The following is a 21,573-nucleotide window of genomic DNA, read 5'->3' as shown; positions in this document are numbered from 1 at the left end:
CGGTCCTATCCCGCGCCTCACGCTTTCAGGATTGAGAAAAAATGCCCCGTTCCATCACATCCGGTCCATCCCAGCGCATGCTGCGCGTTGGCGAGCAGGTGCGCCATGCGCTCTCCGAAACCCTGCAGCGTGGCGAGATCATCGACCCGTTGATTGAAAACTCGGTCGTTTCGGTCTCCGAAGTGCGCATGTCGCCCGATCTCAAGATCGCCACGGCCTTTGTTTCCCCGCTCGGTGCAAAGGACGCCGGTGCCGTCATCGAAGCGCTCAACAAGCATGCGAAATTCGTCCGCGGCCGTGTCTCCGGCGCGCTCAGGCAAATGAAATACATGCCGGAGTTCCGCTTCCGGCTGGACACATCCTTCGACAATTTCGCCAGGATCAACGACCTGCTGAAGTCGCCCGAAGTGGCGCGCGATCTCGACGCGGACGAAGCCAAGGACGACAAGGCCAAAGACGACTGGGCCAAAGACGACAGGGCCAAAGACGACAGGGACAGCGAATAATGGGGCGTCGCGGCAAGAAGAAGGGCCGTCCGGTCTCCGGCTGGGTGGTGCTGGACAAGCCGGTCGGCATGGGATCGACAGAGGCTGTGTCCAAGATCAAATGGCTGTTCCAGGCCGAAAAGGCCGGCCACGCCGGCACGCTCGACCCGCTGGCTTCCGGCATGCTGCCGATCGCGCTCGGTGAAGCCACCAAGACCGTGCCTTACGTGCAGGACGGCGCCAAGATTTATCGTTTCACCGTCGCCTGGGGCGATGAGCGCTCCACCGACGATCTTGAAGGGCCGGTGACGAAAAGCTCCGACCTGCGTCCGGCCGAAGCCGAGGTGCGGGCGCTGCTGCCGAAATACACCGGCGTCATCATGCAGACGCCGCCGCAATTCTCGGCCGTCAAGATCGCGGGCGAACGCGCCTATGACCTCGCCCGCGAAGGCGAGACGGTCAACATACCCGCGCGCGAGATCGAGATCGGGCGTCTCGACGTCGTCGAGCACAGCGCCGATCACACGGTTTTCGAGGTCGAATGCGGCAAGGGCACCTATGTGCGCTCGCTGGCGCGTGACATGGGCCGCGATCTCGGCTGCTTCGGCCATGTTTCCGACCTGCGCCGGGTCGAGGTCGAGCCGTTCACGCCGCGGGATTTCGTCACCATCGCCGAACTCGAGGCGGCGCGTTTCGGCGCGCAAGGTGAAGACAAGTCAGGTTCGGATGACGGCGGTGACGTCCTGGACGCGCCGATCGACTTCGACGCGATCGATGCGCTTCTTGTCGATACGTCAGCGGCTCTCGATTGCCTGCCGCAGATCGCCATCAGCGACGACGCCGCGACCAAGATCCGTCTCGGCAACCCGGTCATCATTCGTGGCCGCGATGCACCCGTGGAAGCGGAAGAAGCCTGCGCGACGGCACGCGGCAAGCTGGTTGCCATCGGCGCGATCGAACAGGGCATGTTCAAGCCCAAGCGGGTCTTTGCCGGCTAATGGCTCTCGTCTAACTTCGGTTTGACTTAAGATCGGGGGCCACATGGCAAAGGCAGAGGCGGTAAAAAAGCGAGCGCCGGTGAAGACGAGGCGGCCGCCGGTCGGCGCCTCGCCGGGCACGCTGATCGCCGATCCGGCGGCGCGGCGCTCCGAACTGCGGCTGACCCTGATCTCGCCGCAGAAATTCAAGACCATCGACAATGCCAGCATCGACGACGTCGACGCCAATTGCCACAAATGGCCGGTGATCTGGCTCGACTGTACTGGTCTTGCCAACATCCAGCTGATCGAGGAGATCGGTCGCATCTTCAGCCTTCACCCGCTGGCGCTGGAGGATGTCGTCAACACTGGCCAGCGGCCGAAGGTCGACTTCTTCGAGGATCATGCCTTCGTCGTCGTGCGCATGATCGATGATGTCACCGCGCATCGCTACGAACAGATCGCTCTCTTCCTAGGCGAGAATTTCGTCGTCACCTTCCAGGAGCGCGAGGGCGATCCGTTCGATCCGGTGCGCAAGCGCATCGAGAGTTCGGCGCCCAACCGGTTGCGCACCCGTGGCGCCGACTATCTGGCCTATGCGCTGATCGACGCCATCGTCGACAGCTATTTCCCACCGATCGAGGCGGCCGGCGACCTTGTCGACGGCATCGAGGACCAGATGCTGCATTCGACGCACAAGCACCAGATGCGGCAGCTGCACGAATTGCGGCGAGACGCCAATGTGCTGAAGGGCGTGCTGTGGCCGATGCGCGATGCCCTGGCCACGCTGATCCGCAACGACGTGCCCTGTGTCAGAGCCGAGACCAAGGTTTTCCTCAACGACACGCTCGACCATTCGCTCCGGCTGATCGAGCTGGTGGAGACCCAGCGCGACATGCTGACCGGACTGATCGAGATGCATCTGTCGCTGAGCCAGGCGCGCACCAACGATGTCATCAGCTATCTCACCATCGTCTCGGTCATCTTCATGCCGCTCACATTCCTGGTTGGCGTCTGGGGCATGAACTTCGATCCCGGAAGTTCGCCCTGGAACATGCCGGAGCTGAAGGCCTATTACGGCTATCCCGCGTCGTTGCTGTTCATGGCCGTTATCGCGCTCGGGCTGATTGCTTTCTTCAAATGGAAGAAATGGCTTTAACCGCGATAAAACTTGGCATCTGGAGCTGAAAAGCCGGCTCCGTGAATTGGGCTGGTGTTTTGCCGGGAATTGCACTATATGCGCCGCAGCATAGCGCTAGGACGCTTTGCTTGCACCGGCCCCTGCTGGACGACATCCCGGCTGAGGGCGACCCGTTTCCTCGAACAGATAAGGAAAAACACGATGTCGATTACTGCCGAGCGCAAGAAGGAATTGATGGGTGAATTCGCTACCGCCAAAGGCGATACCGGGTCTCCGGAAGTCCAGGTGGCCATCCTTTCCGAGCGCATCAAGAACCTGACCGACCATTTCAAGGACCACAAGAAGGATAACCATTCCCGCCGTGGTCTGCTCGCTCTCGTGTCCCAGCGCCGCAGCCTGCTTGATTATCTCAAGCGCAAGGACGACGCGCGCTACCAGACACTGATCGAGAAGCTCGGTCTGCGCCGTTGACGAATTGACCGGCGGGCTCCCACAGGGAGTCCGCCGGTCGCGCATTTGAGCACCGGGGCAACCGAACTCGAATGCAGGACTGGAGCGCCGCGCACCCCATCTGGATGCCGGACGGACGCTCCGAAGAGTTGAATTGCGCATGACGCGTTCCGCAAGCCGTTTCGGTGTCATGCGCAGGCCAGTCGATCGATTGGCCATATCCGGCTTCGAGCGCGCAGAGGGCCACTCGAAGTCACCCATGGACGGTCATGGGGCAGGATTGCAGGACGCTCGTATGGCCATTGTGCCAGTCAAACCCGAGCTTCCCGTTGTCTTGCCCGTGGCTGCCCGAGAAAGGAAGCCAGAGGAAGGGCACCCGCGCACGATGAAACGGCGCGGCCCTTCCTCATACAAAGGACAAGACATGTTCAATCAACACAAAGTGGAAATCGAATGGGGCGGTCGCCCGCTCATCCTCGAAACCGGCAAGATCGCGCGCCAGGCTGACGGTGCCGTGCTTGCCACTTACGGCGAGACCGTGGTTCTCGCCACCGTCGTTTCGATGAAGGAGCCCAAGCCCGGCCTCGATTTCTTTCCGCTGACCGTCAACTACCAGGAAAAGACCTATGCCGCCGGCAAGATCCCGGGCGGCTATTTCAAGCGTGAAGGCCGTCCGAGCGAGAAGGAAACGCTGGTTTCCCGCCTCATCGACCGCCCGATCCGCCCGCTTTTCGCCGCCGGTTACAAGAACGACACCCAGATCGTCGTCACCGTCGTCCAGCACGACCTCGAAAATGACCCGGACATCCTGTCGATCGTCGCCACCTCGGCCGCGCTGACGCTGTCGGGCGTTCCCTTCATGGGCCCGATCGGCGGCGCCCGCGTCGGCTACATCAACGGCGAATACGTTCTCAACCCGCACATCGACGAGATGGAGGAATCCAAGCTCGACCTCGTCGTCGCCGGTACCACCGACGCCGTGCTGATGGTCGAGTCCGAAGCCAAGGAACTTTCCGAAGAGCTGATGCTCGGCGCCGTGATGTTCGGCCAGAAGGGCTTCCAGCCGGTGATCGACGCCATCATCAAGCTGGCCGAAGTCGCCGCCAAGGATCCGCGCGACTTCACCGCGCCGGATTATTCCGAGCTCGAAGGCGAGATGCTGAAGATCGTCGGCGACGAGCTTCGCGACGCCTACAAGATCACCGACAAGCAGAAGCGCTATGCCGCCGTCGACGCCGTCAAGGCGAAGGTCAAGGCCGCATTTGCTCCGGCCGAGGGCGAAGAGCCCAAATATGCCTCCGAGCAGATCGGTTCCGTGTTCAAGGAACTCCAGGCCAAGGTCGTGCGCTGGAACATCCTCGACACCAGCTCGCGCATCGACGGCCGTGACCTGAAGACGGTCCGCAAGATCGTCTCCGAAGTCGGCGTCCTGCCGCGCACCCATGGTTCGGCGCTGTTCACCCGCGGCGAGACCCAGGCGCTGGTCGTTGCCACGCTCGGCACCGGCGAGGACGAGCAGTATGTCGATTCGCTGACCGGCATGTACAAGGAGAAGTTCCTCCTTCACTACAACTTCCCTCCCTACTCCGTCGGTGAGACCGGCCGCATGGGTTCGCCGGGACGCCGCGAAATCGGCCACGGCAAGCTCGCCTGGCGCGCCATCCGCCCGATGCTGCCCAGCGCTGACCAGTTCCCCTACACGCTGCGCGTCGTCTCGGAGATCACCGAGTCCAACGGTTCCTCGTCGATGGCCACTGTCTGCGGCACCTCGCTGGCGCTGATGGATGCCGGCGTGCCGCTGGCCAAGCCGGTTGCCGGCATCGCCATGGGCCTGATCAAGGAAGGCGAGCGCTTCGCCGTGCTGTCGGACATCCTGGGCGACGAGGATCACCTCGGCGACATGGACTTCAAGGTCGCGGGCACCGCCAACGGCATCACCTCGCTGCAGATGGACATCAAGATCGACGGCATCACCGAGGAGATCATGCAGATCGCCCTCGGCCAGGCCAAGGACGGCCGCCTGCATATCCTCGGCGAAATGGCCCATGCGCTGTCCGGCGCACGTGCCGAGCTCGGCGAATTCGCGCCGCGCATCGAGGTCATGCACATCCCGACCGACAAGATCCGTGACGTCATCGGCTCCGGCGGCAAGGTCATCCGCGAGATCGTCGAGAAGACCGGCGCCAAGATCAACATCGAGGACGACGGTACGGTCAAGATCGCTTCCTCGAACGCCAAGGAGATCGAGGCGGCGAAGAAGTGGATCCACACCATCGTCGCCGAGCCGGAAGTCGGCGAAATCTACGAAGGCACGGTCGTCAAGACCGCCGACTTCGGCGCCTTCGTCAACTTCTTTGGCCCGCGTGACGGTCTCGTCCACATCTCGCAGCTCGCCAATGAGCGCGTCGCCAAGACCTCGGACGTCGTCAAGGAAGGCGACAAGGTCTGGGTCAAGCTGATGGGCTTCGACGAGCGCGGCAAGGTTCGCCTGTCGATGAAGGTCGTCGACCAGGCGACCGGCAAGGAAATCGCGCGCGACAAGAAGGCCGAAGGCGAAGAAGACGCCGCCTAAGCGATCTGACAATGAAATCGAAGCGGGCGCGGCTGTTGTCGCGCCCGTTTTCGTTTGCAGCAATTCCAGGAAAGGTGCGAAGCGGCTTTCCGTCCGGAATTGCGCAAGACACCAAAGGGCAGGGGAACATGTCTGCTGAGGCGCTGAAGACGCTTTTCCATCCGTTCGAGACCGAGGCTCTTGCCTTGCCAGGCAAGGGCGAACGCGTCCTTTTCCTCGGCGCCGAGCCCGGCCTGCGCTTGCCCCAGGGCTTCGCCGCCACACTGCATCTTGTCCAAGGCTTCCGGCCCTATTTCCGTGCACTGCAGGCGGCTGGCTTCGCGATCACGCCGCAACCGGCGGATGATGGTTTTGAAGCCGCGCTGGTGATCGCCGGCCGCCATCGCGGCCAGAATGAACTGCGCGTCGCGGAGGCTCTCCAGCGCGTGGCGCCGGGCGGATTGATCGTCATTGCCGGAAGCAAGGACGACGGCATTGCCAGCCTGCGCAGGCGCATCGACGAGCTTGTGCCGCTCGACGGCCATATGCCGAAGTATCATGGCATGGCCTTCTGGCTGCGCCGTCCGGTGGACGTGCAGGCTGCCACTGCGCTACGCGTCGCCAACCCGGCCTTGCTGGTCGAGGACCGGTTCCACACCGCACCCGGCATGTTCTCCTTCGACCGCGTCGACGCGGGTTCGAAACTGCTGGTCGACAACCTGCCCGGTGATCTGCGTGGCAGCGCGGCCGATTTCTGCGCCGGCTGGGGCTATGTGGCGGCGGAAATGGCTGCCCGCTCGCCAGGCCTGTCGGGTCTCGACCTTTACGAGGCCGATTTCGATGCGCTGGAGTCGGCCAAGGGCAACCTGGCCAACACCGTGGCACAGGGCTTTTTCTGGACGGACCTGCTCGCCGAGCCTGTCGAGCGCCGCTATGACGTTATCGCCATGAACCCGCCCTTTCACCGCAGCCGCGCGGCGGAGCCGGAGATCGGCGCCGGCATGATCCGTGCCGCAGCCAAGGCGTTGAAGCCCGGCGGCAGGCTGTTCATGGTCGCCAACCGCGAGCTTCCCTACGAGCCCGTGCTATCGGCCGCCTTTGCCAGCCACGCCGAGCTTGCCCGCGACGGTATGTTCAAGGTGTTTTCCGCTCGGCGCTGATATAAGCGGGCGTCGCTCAATGCAGAGTGGCGACGCGCCGCATGTCCTCGCCGGCGTGCCCATCGACGACCCCGACCTTCAGCGGCGCCGGCCGCCCGAACAGGTAGCCCTGCACGACTTCGCAGCCTGCCGCCCGCAGCAGCGTTGCCTGGCTCTCGGTCTCGACGCCTTCGGCGATGATGCTCACGCCGAGCGCACGTGAAAGCCCGACAATGGTGGAGACGACGGCACCGGAACTGGAATCGGTATCGATACGGCTGACGAAGGAACGATCGATCTTCAGCTTGCCGAACGAGAAGTCGATCAGGTAGCTGAGATTCGAATAGCCGGTGCCGAAGTCGTCGACGGCCACGGATATGCCCATCTCGGCAAGCTCTTTCAGGATGGCGGCCGCGCGGTCACGGTCCTGCATCATCGCCGTCTCGGTGACTTCCAGTTCCAGCCGTGACGGCTTGATGCCGGTGGTCCTTATCGTGTCGCGCACGATGCCGACGAAGTCCTTGGTCATGAACTGGACCGGCGAGATGTTGACAGCTACGAAGCAGTCGTCCGGCAAATGGCTGGCGTCGCTGCAGGCCTTGCGCAGAACCCATTCGCCGATCGGGTTGATCATCCCCGTCTCCTCGGCGATCTGGATGAACTCCATCGGCGGGATCATGCCACGCTCTGGATGGTTCCAGCGGATCAGCGCCTCATAGCCGACGATGCGGCCGGTCGGCAGGTCGAGTTGCGGCTGATAGTGCAGGTCGAAGTCTCCGCGTTCGAAGGCGGTGTGCAGTTCGGATTCGACCCATTGGCGGTAGTCGGCCACCCGCCCCATCTCGCTGTCGAAGACCGACCAGTTGCCGACGCCGCTGGCGCGCGCGTTCTGCAGCGCCAGGTTGGAGCGGCGCAGGATGAGGACCGGGTCGATGCCATCCTTGGGCATGGCCACGATACCCACCGACAGGCTCACGGATTGCTGATGGCTGCTGAGTTCATAGGGCTCCATCATCTCGTCGATGAGCCTCTCGAGCATGCTTTCCATCGTTCCCTGGATATGGTGATCCTGAAGCAGCACGGCGAACTCGCCGGCACCAATGCGCCCGATCACGGTGCGCGCGGGAACGCAGGTTTTCAGCCGCTCGGTGAAGGCGCGGATCAACTCGTCGCCCTGGGTGTAGCCGATCGCGTCGTTGATCTGCTTGAACCGGTCGATGTCGATGTCGATCAGGAACACCGGTTCTCCGGTCCGGCTTGTGGTGCATGCCGCCTCGGCGATCTTGCCGACCATCGCCGGGCGGGCCAGCAACCCGGTCAGCTTGTCGAAATGGGTCTCGTTGAAGACGAAATCCGCCGATTCATCGATGCCGGCGAAGAAGGACATTGCCGCCACCGATGCCGCCAGCGCGCAAAGCGCGGCCATGATCGCGACCATCAAGTCCATCGATATGCCGGCAAACCCGTTGCCGAGACCGTGCTTCAGGCCCCAGATGCCCAGGATGAAACTGCCGATACCCGAACTTGCTATGGTGAGCAGTCGGAACACCGGTGTTCGCTTCGGGTTGCTGACGGCAGGCATTGAACGGTCCCCAGATTGCGGGACTCTATAGCGGGCGCCTTCTTAAAATGGCTTTCCGCGAATGCATCCAATTTTACCGGAGAGGGTTATTTCTTTCCTGGAAAGAAGCTATTTCCAACGCCAGGATACATGTCGCGCAAAGCGTATGGCCGCAAATCCGCTCCTCAGCCATCCGTCTGCTTCAACTCGTCCAGCGTCGGCATCGAGACGATGTGGTAGCCGGAATCGACATAGTGGATCTCGCCGGTGACCCCGGAGGCGAGGTCGGACAGGAGATAAAGCGCAGACCCGCCGACCTCGTCGATGGTCACGGTACGGCGCAGCGGCGAGTTGCGCTGCTGGTAGGAGAACATGTGGCGGGCGTCCGAAATGCCGGCGCCGGCAAGCGTGCGCACCGGTCCCGCCGAGATGCCGTTCACCCGGATGCCACGCGGGCCGTAATCGTTGGCGAGATAACGCACGCTGGCCTCGAGACCGGCCTTGGCGACGCCCATCACGTTGTAGTTCGGCATGACGCGGACCGAACCGGCATAGGTCAGCGTGATCATCGAGCCGCCATCCTTCATCAGCGGCGCGGCATTGCGGGCCACCTCGGTGAAGGAATAGCAGGAGATCACCATGGTGCGGACGAAATTGTCCCGGCTGGTGTCGGCGTAAAGGCCTTTCAGCTCATTCTTGTCGGAAAAGCCGATGGCATGGACGACGAAATCCAGCCCGCCCCAGGCCTTGCCAAGCGTCTCGAAGGTTTCGGCGACCGAAGCGCTGTCCTCGACGTCGCAGGGAACGACCAGCGAGGCGCCGAGCTTGTCGGCGAGCGGTTTCACCCGGCGGCCGAAGGCCTCACCCTGGTAGGTGAACGCCAGTTCCGCCCCATGTTCGGACAATTTCCTGGCGATGCCCCAAGCGATCGAATGGTCGTTGGCGACACCCATGACAAGCCCGCGCTTGCCCTTCATCAATCCGTCCATGGCCGCCAATCCTTCTACAAAACCAGGCCTTATGCGGAATAGCGCTGGAAAACGAGCGTTGCGTTGGTGCCACCGAAGCCGAAGGAATTTGACAGGACGGTGTCGATCTTGGCGTCGTCGATGCGCTTGCGCACGATCGGCATGCCCTCGAATTCAGGATCGAGCGTCTCGATATGGGCGCTTTCGCCGATAAAGCCGCCTTGCATCATCAGGATCGAATAGATGGATTCCTGCACGCCGGCCGCGCCCAGCGAATGGCCGGTCAGTGATTTCGTCGAGGTGATGAACGGCATCTTCTCGCCGAACACCTCGCGGATGGCGCCCATTTCCTTGGAATCCCCCACCGGCGTCGAGGTGCCGTGGGTGTTGATGTAATCGACCGGCGTGGTGACCGTCGACAGCGCCTGCCGCATGCAGCGGACCGCGCCTTCGCCCGAAGGCGCCACCATGTCGTGGCCGTCCGAGGTCGCGCCGTAGCCGACGATCTCGGCGTAGATCTTGGCGCCGCGCGCCTTGGCATGCTCAAGCTCTTCCAGCACCAGCACGCCGGCGCCGCCGGCAATGACGAAGCCGTCGCGATTGGCGTCGTAGGCGCGGGAAGCAGTCGATGCCCGGTCATTGAACTTCGACGACATGGCGCCCATGGCATCGAACAGGTCCGACATCGTCCAGTCGAGATCCTCGTGGCCGCCGGCAAAGACCATGTCCTGCTTGCCCCACTGGATCAGCTCATAGCCATTGCCGATGCAATGCGCCGAGGTCGAGCAGGCCGACGAGATCGAATAGTTGACGCCATGGATCTTGAACCACGTGGCCAAGGTGGCCGAGGCCGTCGACGACATCGCCTTCGGCACCGCAAAGGGGCCGATGCGCTTGGGGCTGCCGTTCTTGAGCGTGGTTTCGGCCGCTTCGACGATGGTGCGGGTGGAGGGGCCGCCCGAGCCCATGACGATGCCGGTGCGCTCATTGGTGATGTCGCTTTCGCCAAGCCTCGCATCCGCGATCGCCTGGTCCATGGCGACATGGTTCCAGGCCGCGCCCTGCGACAGGAAGCGCATCGCGCGGCGATCGATCATGGCGGAAGGGTCGAGTGTCGGCGCACCCCAGACCTGGCAGCGGAAGCCATGCTCGGCGAAGGAGTTGGAGAAGCTGATCCCGGATCTGGCGTCATGCAGCGAGGTCTGCACCTCGTTGGCGTTGTTGCCGATCGACGACACGATGCCGAGGCCTGTGACTACGACACGTCTCATTCGCAACTCCTTCCAGGGATGCCGGCCAATGGGCGGGCCAGGGCTGTGGTCAAGCGACCGCCGACTGCTTGGACAAACCGACCTTCAGGTCCGTCGCCGCATATATGGGCTCGCCATCCGCCTTCATCCAGCCATCGGCGATGCCCAGCACGAGCCGACCACGCATCACGCGCTTGAAATCCACGCCGTACTCGACCTTCTTGACCGATGGCGTGACCATGCCCTTGAACTTGACCTCGCCGGTCGACAGCGCCATTCCCTTGCCGGGTTCGCCGAGCCAGCCAAGGTAGAAACCCGTCAACTGCCACAAAGCGTCGAGGCCGAGGCATCCCGGCATGATGGGATTGCCGATGAAATGGCAGGCAAAGAACCAAAGGTCCGGCTTGATGTCGAATTCGGCTCGGATGAAGCCCTTGTCGAAGGCGCCGCCGGTCTCGCTGATCTCGGTGATGCGGTCGAACATCAGCATCGGCGGGTAGGGCAGCTGGGCATTGCCCTCTCCGAACAGCTCGCCGCGGGCGCAGGCCAGCAATTCTTCGTAGTCGTAGCTGGATTTCGAACCCGCCATCAATCTCGTCCCCATATCGTCCGGGCGGTAGCGCGCCCTTGTCGTTGGTGTCCTAACACAATCTGTTTCAGGCCGGAAACCGGCGTTTGCGCTTAACCCGCCAGTCAGCCCGGGTCAATGCGCGCTATTGATCGCATTCGGACGACAGAATATATGTCGACACGGCGCTCGGTTTCGGCAGACATTCATTTTTTTGCCATTCTGGGCGTGTCTTGAGGCGGGACTGTGAGCTTGGAAGACCAGATGGACCGGGGCTGCCGGAAGGAAAATGTCGCTGTGGACAAGCGAGTACGGGAAGCGGGGCTGAGGCCGACGCGCCAACGCATCGCGCTTGCCGATCTGCTTTTTGCCAAGGGCGATCGCCATCTCTCCGCCGAGGAACTGCACGAAGAGGCGCTGGCCGCCGGCGTGCCGGTGTCGCTGGCCACCGTCTACAACGCGCTCCACCAGTTCACCCAGGCGGGGCTGCTGCGCATTCTCGCGGTCGAGGGTGCCAAGACCTATTTCGACACCAACACCTCCGACCACCATCATTTCTACATCGAAGGCGAGAACCGGATTTTCGACATCGCCGACGGCCCGGTGACGGTCACCAACCTGCCGGACCCGCCCGAGGGTATGGAAATCGCCAATGTCGACATCGTCGTGAGACTGCGCCCCAAGCGCCAGGAATGACAGCCGGGGCCAGACCAATCGGCCCGTCCCGAATAATTGGCCGGGCCAGAATAATCGGCCTGGGATGAAACCGCTCGACCTGATAGTCCGGCTCGAATGGGCTGTCGTGACCATGGCCGCTGTCGTATTCTACGGTTCAACGGGCGTTTCCTGGTGGCTCTTCGGATTGCTCATCCTGGCGCCGGACCTGTCGATATTGGGCTATCTTGGTGGCCCGCGCATCGGCGCCATCGCCTACAACGCCCTGCACATCGTGATCGTACCGGTGCTGCTGTTGCTCGTTGGTCGCCTGGTCGGCAATGCGACGGCAATCGCGGTCGCGCTGATCTGGATCGCGCACATCGCCATCGACCGTGCGCTTGGCTATGGCCTCAAGCTGTCAACCGGTTTCCAGGACACCCATCTTGGCCGTATCGGGCGTAAACGCGAGACGTTCAGTCCTTGACCCGCTCGCCCGGATACGCGCCCCAGACCGCCGCCTGGGCGAGCCAGCCGGTATGGCCGTTGAGCGTCATCTCGCACCACTGGCCGTCGCAGGACTTGATCGTGCCCATGACGCCCGGCTCGACGATTGCCACCACCCTGGCACCCTTGTCGGGGCTCTTGAGAAGATTGACTTGGGCGCCCTTGCCGCGCTGCCAGGGCGCGATGATGGCGGTGCGTCGGCCTGAGAGCAGCGACTGGTTGATCCAGCCTTCCGAACCGTCCGCATCGCGCACGCGCCGCCATGTGTCGAATTCCTGGATGACCTCCATCGGCAGCCCGGCCTTCAGGTACATCCAGTCGACCGAATAGTTGGCGCCCGGTCCGACACGCGAGTTGACGCGGCCGGATTTGAGGCTGACGAATCGCGGCAGCGGCAGGCCGCTCGGTCCGAGCGTGACGGCGCTCTGGGCGGGTGCCGCCGCGCTCTGCGCCGTGGCAAGCGGAGAATAAAGGAGAGCGCCGAGAAATGCTGCGCTGAGGGTCAGGCGAAGCGACGCGAAACCAGACACTTTCGTTCCTTTCGGTGCCGGCCCGGTGGCTGCGGCGCCCCTTTTTCTTTGTCTTCGGCGGCACCGCTTGTTACATGGGTAAATCGGCTACCGCGACCGGCTTTCAGTTTCGCCGGTCTTGGTTAAAGAGGTCTCAACGAGGGAAACAATGGTAGGCAAAAAGAAGCCTCTCGTGGTCATCACGCGAAAGCTGCCCGACCCGGTCGAGACCCGCATGCGCGAGTTGTTCGATGCCAGGCTGAATGTCGAGGACAGACCGATGACGCAGCCGGAACTGGTTGCCGCGGTCAAGGAAGCCGACGTGCTGGTGCCGACCGTGACCGACCAGATCGACGCGGCGCTCATCGCCCAGGCCGGCGACAACCTCAAGCTGATCGCCAATTTCGGCAATGGCGTCGACAAGATCGACGTGGCGGCGGCGGCCAAGAGGGGCATTACCGTCACCAACACGCCCAATGTGCTCACGGAAGATACCGCCGACATGACCATGGCGCTGATGCTGGCGGTGCCACGCCGGCTCGCGGAAGGCGCCAATGTGCTGACAGGAGACAAGAAATGGGCCGGCTGGTCGCCGACCTGGATGCTTGGCCGGCGCATCTGGGGCAAGCGGCTCGGCATTGTCGGCATGGGCCGCATCGGCACGGCCGTTGCCCGGCGGGCCAAGGCCTTCGGCCTTTCCATCCACTACCACAACCGCCATCGCGTGCTGCCGGCGGTCGAGGACGGGCTGGAGGCGACCTATTGGGAAAGCCTCGACCAGATGCTGGCCCGCATGGACATCATCTCGGTCAACTGTCCGTCGACGCCCGCGACCTTCCACCTCTTGTCGGCGCGGCGGCTGGCGTTGCTGCAGCCCACGGCCTATGTCGTCAACACCGCGCGCGGCGACATCATCGATGAAGAAGCGCTGGTCAAGCTGATCCAGGACGGCAAGATCGCCGGAGCCGGTCTCGACGTCTACGAGCACGAGCCGGCCCTGAACGGCAAGCTGCTCAAGCTCGCCGCCAAGGGCAAGGTCGTGCTCTTGCCGCATATGGGCTCGGCGACACTCGAGGGCCGCATCGACATGGGCGAGAAGGTCATCATCAATATCAGGGCCTTCGTTGACGGCCATCGTCCGCCGGACCGCGTGTTGCCGCTCAGAACCTGACGGCTCGCCTTCCTTAAAGTGAAAGCCAAAGCTTACGAAATGGCCCAAAGCTTACGAAATGGCTTTGCGCATGGTGATCGAGGTCGGCCTGGCGTAGCCTTCATGCGCCGTCTGTTCGGTCTCGTGGAAGCCGAGGCAGGCGAAGGCGGCATGGTTCGTGATGAGTTCGATCCGTGTCTGAAGTTCCAGCGCCGCCTTGCCGCGGTCGAGCGCAAGACGTTCGACCGCCCGCATCAGCTGCCGGCCAATGCCTTGCCCCTGGCAGTCCGGTGCGACGGCGAGCTTGCCGACATAAAAGTCGTCCCCCCGTTCGAGAGCAAAGACGCAGCCGACGATCCTGCAGCCATTGAGGGCCACGAAGCCGGTCTCCCGCCGAGCCTTGTCACGCAATGTGTCGACGGTGAGCAAGTGGGCCGAGGATGGCGGGTCGATGACGCCATCCATGGAGGCGAAGGCCTGCATGATCAGGGCGAGCACATCATCCCAGCGGTCGAAATCGGCGGCGATGCGGATGATGGAGAAGGGCACGGTCTGCTTCAAGGTCAGCGCCTGGTGTAGCGGATCGTTTCGAAGCGCGCGGCGAGCGCATCGTAGAGCAGCAGCCGGCCGACCAGCGGTTCTCCGATGCCGGTGATCAGCTTGATCGCCTCCATCGCCTGCAGCGTGCCGACGACGCCGGTCAGCGCGCCGAGCACCCCGGCCTCGGCGCAGGACGGCACCAGCCCCGGCGGCGGGGCTTCGGGAAAGAGGTCGCGATAGCTCGGGTTCGGCTTGCCATCCTTGCCGTCCTCGAATGGCTTCAGCACCGTCACCGAACCGTCGAAACGTCCGACAGCGGCATGCACCAGCGGTTTTCTTTCGCTCGCGCAGGCGTCGGCCACCGTGTAGCGGGTTTCGAAATTGTCGGAACCGTCGACGACGATGTCATAGCGTGCGACGAGGGCAGGGGCGTTCTCCGCCGTCAGCCGGAATGTGTGCGTTTCGACCGTGGTGTTGGGATTGATGCGGATGATCGCCGCCTTGGCGCTATCGGTTTTCAACATGCCGACCGTATCGGTGCCGTGGATGACCTGACGCTGCAGATTGGAGAGCGACACCGTGTCGTCGTCGACAATGCCGAGCGTGCCGACGCCGGCCGCGGCAAGATATTCGAGCACCGGCGCCCCCAGCCCGCCCGCGCCGATCACCAGGACACGCGCTTGCTTGAGCTTCTGCTGGCCCGCGCCGCCGACCTCGGGCAGCACGATGTGGCGGGCATAACGTTCGATCTCGTCGGCGGTGAGCGCAGTGATCATGTCAGGACCATATCGTGGCCGAAAAACCTTGTCAGGTCTTCATGCATCTCGCCCAAAACTGTGAGGCGGTTTTGGGGTGCCGACATGCATGCTAGACGGTTGGCCTGACCTTGCCGTGGTCGACCGTCAGGAACTGTGCCCGGCCCAGCAGGCTGGAAAACAGCGCGGCATCGGTTCCCGTCATGAAAGCCTGGCAGTTCAATTCCTCCAGGATCGAGAACAGCGCCGCCCGCCGTCCGCCGTCGAGATGCGCGGCGATCTCGTCAAGGAGCAGGATCGGCGTCATGCCGGACATTTCGCCGGTCAGCCTAGCATGCGAGAGGACGATGCCGACCAGCAGTGCCTTCTGTTCACCGGTCGAGCAGAGCTCTGCCGGCATCGCCTTGGGCCGGTGCCGGACAACGAGATCCGAACGGTGCGGCCCCTCGAGCGTGCGCCCGACGGCGCGGTCGCGGTCGCGGCCTTCCATGAGTGCCCGCCGGAACCGCTCCTCGACATCGACCGCCGGCGTGCTTGCGATCTCGGCCTCCAAATCGCCCGCGAGGCCGATGTCGGCCTGCGGGAACGGCCCCGTGCCGGGCAGCCTGTCGATCATGGCGGCCAGCAGGCGCACCATCTCGGCGCGCGCCGCGGCGATCGCCACGCCGGTTTCGGCCATCTGGGTCTCGATCGCCTCGAACCAGCGGTCGTCGCGCGAGCCTTCGGTCAGCAGACGATTACGGCCGCGCATCGCCTTCTCGTAGTCGAGGGCGCGCTGGCCGTGGCCAGGGTCGATCGCCAGCACCAGCCGGTCGAGAAAGCGGCGGCGATCCGCCGCCGGTCCGGTGAACAGCGCATCCATGGCGGGCGTCAGCCACACGACGCGCAGCCATTCCAGCATATCCTCGGCCGACCGTGCGTTGGCGCCGTTGATCCGCACCCGCCTGCCGCCCTCGCTGTCGCCGCCGGAAATGCCGGTGCCGATCTCGACCTGGCCGTCAGGTCCGTCGAGCCGGGCGTGCAGCGCAAAACCGCCGTCGCCGCCCTCGCGCGCGACATCCGCGTAAGGAGCACGGCGCAGGCCGCGCCCGGGGGTCAGAAAGGAAATGGCTTCGAGAAGGTTGGTCTTGCCGGCGCCGTTGTCGCCGGAAAAGACCACAGGGCCCGGCGCGAGATCGATCGCCAGCGCCGCATAATTGCGAAAGTTAGTAAGTGTTAGCTTACTTATATGGGTTTGTACCGGCAACCGCTATCCGCCTGTAGAAGTCGCCATCGTTCTCGCTGCCGGTCCGCGGCGGAGCCGCGTGACGACAAGTGCCGGCTATACCCGCATCGGCATCAGCACATAAAGCGCGGTCTCGTCGGCCATGTCGTGGATCAGCGTCGGCGAGCCGGCGTCGGCCAGCATGAATTTGGCTTCGGTGCCGGTCAACTGCGCCGCGACATCGAGCAGGTACTTGGCGTTGAAGCCGATCTCGATCGGGTCCGCCGAATAGTCGGCGGCCAGTTCCTCGGTGGCGCTGCCGGAATCCGGGTTGTTGACGGCGAGCGTCACCTGGCCTTCGCTGATCGAAAGCTTCACGGCGCGGCCCCGTTCTGAGGAAATGGTCGAGACGCGATCGACCGCGGCGGCAAAGCTTTGGCGGTCGAGGATCAGCTTCTTGTCGTTGCCGGTCGGAATGACGCGCTGATAATCGGGGAAGGTGCCGTCGATCAGCTTCGAGGTCAGGACCACGCTGCCGATGGTGAAGCGGATCTTGGTGTCCGACAGTTCGGTGGTCACGGCGACATCCGGATCGTCGACCAGCTTCTGCAGCTCACTGACCGTCTTGCGCGGAATGATGATGCCCGGCATGCCCTCGGAACCCGCCGGCGCGTCGATCTCGGCACGGGCCAGGCGGTGGCCGTCGGTGGCCACGGAGCGCAGCTTGAGCTTGCCGCCGACCTCATGCGTGTGCAGATAGATGCCGTTGAGATAGTAGCGCGTCTCTTCGGTGGAAATGGCGAACTGCGTCTTCTCGATCAGCCCCTTCAGGGCAACCGAGTCGAGGCGGAAGATATGCGAGAAGGAGCCGGCCGAAAGCTCCGGGAAGTCGGATTGCGGCAGGCACTGCAGGCGGAAGCTCGAGCGGCCCGACGTCACCGTCATGGCGTTGCCGTCCTCATCCGTCTTCAGCATCACCTCGGCGCCGTCGGAGAGTTTGCGCACGATGTCGTAGAGAAGGTGGGCCGGAACCGTGGTCGCCCCGCCGCGCTCCACCTTGGCCGGTGTCGCTTCCGTCACCTCCAGGTCGAGGTCGGTGGCCTTCATTTCGAGGCTGGCGCCTTCGGCGCTGAGCAGCACGTTGGACAGGATCGGTATGGTGTTGCGCCGTTCGACCACGCGGTGGACGTGGTTGAGCGACTTCAGGAGATTTGACCGTTCCAGGATAACACGCATGACGAAACAGGCTCGCTTGAAAGGATGAGCGGGTCTCCGGCTGGCGGCGCCCCGCGAAAGGTCTGAACAGGCTCAGAATCTGCGTAAACTGACAGGAAAAAGCCAGCAAACGCAAGCCCGCGCCACCGGTTCAGGCCGGCTGCACAGGCTTTCTGGGGATAAAAGGCACGAAGTCCGCCGGCCGGTGCGGCGAATCCGGAATCCGGATCGTCTCCCGGCAATGCCGTGGGCCCATTTCGGGTTCGCGGCCGGGCAGGCAAGCCATTGAATTCCAGAACGGTTCTGGCTTGCCTGTCGCGGTACCGGTCAGGCCTGGTCGTTGATCAGGCGCCGCAGCAGTTCTAGTTCCTGTGCCAGCGTGTTGTCGGCGCCGGAAAGGTCTTCGATCTTGCGCACGGCATGCAGCACCGTGGTGTGGTCGCGGCCGCCGAAGCGCCGCCCGATTTCGGGCAAGGAGCGCGGCGTCATCACCTTCGACAGATACATGGCGACCTGCCTGGGCTTGACGATCGTGCGCGTGCGCCGGTTGGACAAAAGTTCCGTCTTCGACACGTTGTAGTGGCGCGCCACGATGCGCTGGATGTCCTCGATGCGAACCCGCTTCGGCTCGCCCGTGCGATAGATGTGGCCGAGGATCTCGTCGATGCGGTCGATGGTGATCTGCGGCTCGAACGACTGGCGAAACAGCAGCTGATTGAACGCACCCTCGAGTTCGCGGCCGCTGCCGGTCACGGTGCGGGCGACGTGATTGAGGATTTCATCGGAAATGTCGAGCGACGCGTCGTCGGTCCTGGCCGTGGCCAGGCGCAGTTTGAGCATGCCAAGGCGCATGGCGAAATCGGGCGCCGACATTTCGAGCGCGACGCCGCCATTGAGGCGCGAACGCACCCGCGGCTCCAGCGATTCCAGCTCCGACGGCGGCCGGTCCGCTGCGACGACAACCTGCTTGGCGCTGTCGAGCAGCATGTTGATCAAATGGCAGAACTCATGCTGGATCGACTTGCCCTGCAGGAACTGCATGTCGTCGATGATCAGGAGATCGATGTCGCGCAGCTGCTCCTTGAGCGTCAGCGCATTGTTGTCACGGATCGCCGTGGCGAAGCGCCACATGAAATATTCGGCGGTGAGATAGACGACGCGGGACTTGGGATTCTGCTTCAGCGATTCCGCCGCGATGGCCTGGAGGAGGTGCGTCTTGCCAAGCCCGACGGTCGCGTGCAGGAAAAGCGGATTGAAGCGCACCGCGCTCGACTGCGATTCCGCTACGGCCTTGGCGGCAGCGAACGCCACCCGGTTCGACGGTCCTTCGATGAAGGAGCTAAAAGTGTAGCGCGGATCAAGCGGCGACCCCAGCACATTGTGGCGGAACTCGTTCTCGGCCGAAACGCCCGGCCGCGGCACCGGAGGCCGCTCCACCCTGCCTGGACTCACGGTGCCGGCGGCCAGCGCCGTCTGCGTTTGCCGCGTCATCTTGCGCGCCGGCGCCAATTCCGGTTCGGCATGGCTGCGCCCCTGGCGAGTGGCCGTGCGGACGACGATCTCGATCTTGAGGACTTCGGAATCCTCCTGCTTCCACAGTTCGGAGATGAGGTCGTGATAATGACCGTTGATCCACGAGCGCAGGAACGCGGTGGGCACGGAGATGCGGACAATGCCCTTGGAAGCCTCCGCGACCTTCATGCGGCCGAACCAGCTCGAATAGACTTCAGCCCCCAGACGCGCCTTCAACTGGGTCTTGACCCGGTCGAACTTCTGCTCCGCGTCGCTGGAGACCACCATCTCGTTTGCTCCGATCAAAGTTCCAGGAAATGGGAGGTCGCCCGTAAGCTCCCTTTCGATGCCGCTCTGCATGATCGAGTTCCTTGCCTTTCTGTACCTGTTTTTCCGCTGGGGATGCGCCTCCTGCATCTTTTCCAGCGACTGTGCCTTCGCTACGAAGCTCCTTGCCGCCGCCGGCAATGAACGTCGCCCACTATCCGGGGGAACCGGTGCCGGCCCATGGAAGCCAGTCCGCGTTGGGTACGTCAGGGCAACACGACACCGTCCGGCGAAAGAGCGCCGGCGCGCTGTCTACCTGCCATGTCTAGTTACGCCAGTCCCCTACCGTACCGAAAAAGAGCAAACCAAACCGTCCGCGGACTTGATCCGCGTCGCAAATCCCGCCAATTTAAGCTGGCCCGATTCAGGCTGGGTTAAGGGCTCAGGGCCCCGTCCCTTTCGATGGATGGACATTACCGAAATCGCTGTGGATAGGGCAAGGCCACGTCTAACGGATTTTTAAGGAATCTGGTTACCTCGGGCGGGTTCGGGCGCCATGCTGCGGCGGTATGTTTTAACAAAGCCATTGTGATTCAAACCCTTTTCCGGCGAATATGAAAAAGCCGGGCCGGTTTGAAATTTTCTGAAATAATTCGCTTGACAGCCAGTTGTCCTCCCGTCCCTCCGGCGTGCTGTGGACAAGTTGTGGATGACTATCGCTAATTGATTGAAAAATATTGATTATTTATGCTGGCTTGGAATTTTTCAGCCTACACTTTTCAAGCATGTCGACCATCAGTAGGCATGCATGTGCCGGCAAAGCATTTCGAACCCTGGAATCCGTATTGGACGCCATTTCTCAGTATTCTTTTTAAGTACTTGCCGGCAAACGAAAAAACCCGGCACGATCGGCCGGGTTTCAAAGAAGATAAGCCTGGAAAGGCGATGTCAGGCCGAGAGCACTTTGAGGCGCTGGGCCAGCCGCGACACCTTGCGGGACGCGGTGTTCTTGTGGATCACGCCCTTGGTCGCGGCGCGCATCAATTCCGGCTCGGCGGCCTTGAAAGCGGCCTGGGCGGCTGCCTTGTCGCCGGAGGCGAGTGCCTCCTCGACCTGGCGGACATAGGTGCGGACGCGCGACCGACGGTTCTTGTTGATCGCCGCGCGGCGGGCGATCTTACGCGTTGCCTTTTTGGCCGAGGATGTGTTGGCCATGATGCCTCTCTTCTGATCTGGTCGGCGCACGCGGCATGCCGCAGGGCGCAAAAAACAAACGGGCAGCCACGGGGCCGCCTCGGTTGGTGCGGCTTATAGTTCAGCTTTTCCGGCGCGTCAACGCTGCCTGGCGTTCTTTTTGGCCGGCGTCACGGGGTTTCGGGCCCGGGCCGGCGATGCCCTACCGGTTGGTGAAATTCGGCTTCCGCTTTTCGGCGAAGGCCGCCATGCCTTCCTTCTGGTCTTCGAGGGCGAAAAGCGAGTGGAACAGGCGGCGTTCGAACCGCAATCCCTCGGCAAGCGTCGTTTCATAGGCACGGTTGACAGCTTCCTTCGCCATCATCACCGACGGCAGTGAGAAATCAGCGATTTTGGCAGCCGCCTTGACCGCCGCCTCGACAAGCTCGCCCGCGGGCACGACCCGCGATACCAGGCCCGAGCGCTCGGCTTCCGCCGCATCCATCATCCGCCCGGTCAGGCACATATCCATGGCCTTCGACTTACCGACGAACCGGGTCAGTCGTTGCGACCCGCCCATGCCGGGAATGACGCCGAGCGTGATTTCGGGCTGGCCGAATTTGGCCGTATCGGCGGCGATGATGAAATCGCACATCATCGCGAGTTCGCACCCCCCTCCCAGCGCATAGCCGGCCACCGCCGCGATGATTGGCTTTCGCGCCCGCGTGAATTCTTCCCAGCCAGCGAAGAAGTCCTGGCTGTAAGCGTCGACGTAGGAGATCGCCTGCATCTCCTTGATGTCGGCACCGGCGGCAAAGGCCTTGTCGGAGCCGGTAACAACCATGGCGCCGATGCCGGGATCGGCGCTGAAACCGTTTACGGCTGCGACGAGTTCATTGAGGATCTGGGAATTCAGCGCGTTGAGCGCCTGCGGCCGGTTCAGCGTGATCAGCCCGACCTTGCCGCGCGTCTCGGTGATGATCGTCTCATAGGCCAT

At 63.0% G+C, this 21,573-nt stretch carries 21 protein-coding genes; 9 read left to right on the top strand and 12 right to left on the bottom strand.

Annotation, left to right across the window (positions count from 1 at the left end; all coding sequences use genetic code 11):
- Positions 1 to 41: 41 nt before the first annotated feature.
- The 6 genes from rbfA to FJ958_RS16065 all read left to right on the top strand — a co-directional run bounded on the left by rbfA (position 42) and on the right by FJ958_RS16065 (position 6,764).
- Positions 42 to 506, top strand: coding sequence for a 30S ribosome-binding factor RbfA (gene rbfA, locus FJ958_RS16090; RefSeq protein ID WP_140744189.1), 465 nt, complete (start codon positions 42 to 44; stop codon positions 504 to 506).
- On the top strand, positions 506 to 1,483 hold the full coding sequence (truB, locus tag FJ958_RS16085) for a tRNA pseudouridine(55) synthase TruB (protein WP_140744188.1): 978 nt from the start codon (positions 506 to 508) through the stop codon (positions 1,481 to 1,483). Before rbfA ends, truB begins: the two co-directional genes overlap by 1 nt.
- Positions 1,484 to 1,526: 43 nt before the next feature.
- Positions 1,527 to 2,621, top strand: coding sequence for a magnesium/cobalt transporter CorA (gene corA / locus FJ958_RS16080; RefSeq protein WP_140744187.1), 1,095 nt, complete (start codon positions 1,527 to 1,529; stop codon positions 2,619 to 2,621).
- A 78-nt stretch (positions 2,622 to 2,699) separates the two neighbouring features.
- The gene (gene rpsO, locus FJ958_RS16075; RefSeq protein ID WP_281406662.1) at positions 2,700 to 3,074 is read left to right on the top strand and encodes a 30S ribosomal protein S15; all 375 of its coding nucleotides are present in this window, start codon (positions 2,700 to 2,702) and stop codon (positions 3,072 to 3,074) included.
- Between the two features lie 403 nt (positions 3,075 to 3,477).
- Positions 3,478 to 5,625, top strand: a complete 2,148-nt coding sequence (pnp, locus tag FJ958_RS16070) for a polyribonucleotide nucleotidyltransferase (RefSeq protein ID WP_140744186.1) — start codon at positions 3,478 to 3,480, stop codon at positions 5,623 to 5,625.
- 128 nt (positions 5,626 to 5,753) lie between these two features.
- Entirely contained in the window at positions 5,754 to 6,764 is a 1,011-nt protein-coding gene (locus tag FJ958_RS16065; protein ID WP_140744185.1) for a class I SAM-dependent methyltransferase, read from the top strand.
- Between the two features lie 16 nt (positions 6,765 to 6,780).
- Here the strand turns inward: FJ958_RS16065 and FJ958_RS16060 are convergent, their stop codons facing one another.
- The 4 genes from FJ958_RS16060 to fabA form a co-directional block, all read right to left on the bottom strand.
- Positions 6,781 to 8,325 carry a bifunctional diguanylate cyclase/phosphodiesterase gene (locus FJ958_RS16060; protein ID WP_140744184.1) on the bottom strand — a complete coding sequence of 515 codons (1,545 nt, stop codon included), beginning with the start codon at positions 8,323 to 8,325 and terminating at the stop codon, positions 6,781 to 6,783.
- A gap of 164 nt (positions 8,326 to 8,489) precedes the next feature.
- Positions 8,490 to 9,293, bottom strand: a complete 804-nt coding sequence (gene fabI / locus FJ958_RS16055) for an enoyl-ACP reductase FabI (RefSeq protein WP_140744183.1) — start codon at positions 9,291 to 9,293, stop codon at positions 8,490 to 8,492.
- 29 nt (positions 9,294 to 9,322) lie between these two features.
- On the bottom strand, positions 9,323 to 10,543 hold the full coding sequence (gene fabB, locus FJ958_RS16050) for a beta-ketoacyl-ACP synthase I (RefSeq protein ID WP_140744182.1): 1,221 nt from the start codon (positions 10,541 to 10,543) through the stop codon (positions 9,323 to 9,325).
- A 49-nt stretch (positions 10,544 to 10,592) separates the two neighbouring features.
- Positions 10,593 to 11,111 carry a 3-hydroxyacyl-[acyl-carrier-protein] dehydratase FabA gene (gene fabA / locus FJ958_RS16045; RefSeq protein ID WP_140744181.1) on the bottom strand — a complete coding sequence of 173 codons (519 nt, stop codon included), beginning with the start codon at positions 11,109 to 11,111 and terminating at the stop codon, positions 10,593 to 10,595.
- A gap of 243 nt (positions 11,112 to 11,354) precedes the next feature.
- Between fabA and irrA the strand changes: the two genes are divergently transcribed.
- A complete protein-coding gene (gene irrA / locus FJ958_RS16040; RefSeq protein ID WP_181176405.1) occupies positions 11,355 to 11,786 on the top strand; it encodes an iron response transcriptional regulator IrrA in 432 nt (143 codons plus the stop codon).
- Positions 11,787 to 11,850: 64 nt separating this feature from the next.
- On the top strand, positions 11,851 to 12,231 hold the full coding sequence (locus FJ958_RS16035; RefSeq protein WP_140744179.1) for a DUF4260 domain-containing protein: 381 nt from the start codon (positions 11,851 to 11,853) through the stop codon (positions 12,229 to 12,231).
- On the opposite strand, the gene FJ958_RS16030 is transcribed toward FJ958_RS16035, so the two are convergent.
- Complete coding sequence (locus FJ958_RS16030; RefSeq protein WP_140744178.1) at positions 12,221 to 12,781, bottom strand: SH3 domain-containing protein; 561 nt, start codon at positions 12,779 to 12,781, stop codon at positions 12,221 to 12,223. The genes FJ958_RS16035 and FJ958_RS16030 overlap by 11 nt on opposite strands.
- Before the next feature lie 148 nt (positions 12,782 to 12,929).
- Between FJ958_RS16030 and FJ958_RS16025 the strand changes: the two genes are divergently transcribed.
- Entirely contained in the window at positions 12,930 to 13,931 is a 1,002-nt protein-coding gene (locus tag FJ958_RS16025; protein ID WP_140607722.1) for a D-glycerate dehydrogenase, read from the top strand.
- Positions 13,932 to 13,982: 51 nt separating this feature from the next.
- Here the strand turns inward: FJ958_RS16025 and FJ958_RS16020 are convergent, their stop codons facing one another.
- The 7 genes from FJ958_RS16020 to FJ958_RS15990 all read right to left on the bottom strand — a co-directional run bounded on the left by FJ958_RS16020 (position 13,983) and on the right by FJ958_RS15990 (position 21,573).
- Positions 13,983 to 14,471, bottom strand: coding sequence for a GNAT family N-acetyltransferase (locus FJ958_RS16020; protein ID WP_246679610.1), 489 nt, complete (start codon positions 14,469 to 14,471; stop codon positions 13,983 to 13,985).
- Positions 14,472 to 14,473: 2 nt separating this feature from the next.
- Positions 14,474 to 15,226 carry a molybdopterin-synthase adenylyltransferase MoeB gene (locus FJ958_RS16015; RefSeq protein WP_140744177.1) on the bottom strand — a complete coding sequence of 251 codons (753 nt, stop codon included), beginning with the start codon at positions 15,224 to 15,226 and terminating at the stop codon, positions 14,474 to 14,476.
- 91 nt (positions 15,227 to 15,317) lie between these two features.
- Complete coding sequence (recF, locus tag FJ958_RS16010; RefSeq protein WP_140744176.1) at positions 15,318 to 16,451, bottom strand: DNA replication/repair protein RecF; 1,134 nt, start codon at positions 16,449 to 16,451, stop codon at positions 15,318 to 15,320.
- A 75-nt stretch (positions 16,452 to 16,526) separates the two neighbouring features.
- The gene (gene dnaN, locus FJ958_RS16005; protein WP_127276856.1) at positions 16,527 to 17,645 is read right to left on the bottom strand and encodes a DNA polymerase III subunit beta; all 1,119 of its coding nucleotides are present in this window, start codon (positions 17,643 to 17,645) and stop codon (positions 16,527 to 16,529) included.
- Positions 17,646 to 17,951: 306 nt separating this feature from the next.
- On the bottom strand, positions 17,952 to 19,496 hold the full coding sequence (gene dnaA / locus FJ958_RS16000; protein WP_140744175.1) for a chromosomal replication initiator protein DnaA: 1,545 nt from the start codon (positions 19,494 to 19,496) through the stop codon (positions 17,952 to 17,954).
- Between the two features lie 855 nt (positions 19,497 to 20,351).
- The gene (rpsT, locus tag FJ958_RS15995; protein WP_027026587.1) at positions 20,352 to 20,618 is read right to left on the bottom strand and encodes a 30S ribosomal protein S20; all 267 of its coding nucleotides are present in this window, start codon (positions 20,616 to 20,618) and stop codon (positions 20,352 to 20,354) included.
- Positions 20,619 to 20,799: 181 nt separating this feature from the next.
- On the bottom strand, positions 20,800 to 21,573 hold the full coding sequence (locus FJ958_RS15990; RefSeq protein ID WP_140607715.1) for an enoyl-CoA hydratase: 774 nt from the start codon (positions 21,571 to 21,573) through the stop codon (positions 20,800 to 20,802).

Origin of the sequence: Mesorhizobium sp. B2-3-5 (assembly GCF_006442395.1) — a bacterium.
Taxonomy (GTDB): domain Bacteria; phylum Pseudomonadota; class Alphaproteobacteria; order Rhizobiales; family Rhizobiaceae; genus Mesorhizobium.
Note: the sequence above shows the minus strand (reverse complement) of the source record. Positions and strands in the feature narration are given on the sequence as shown.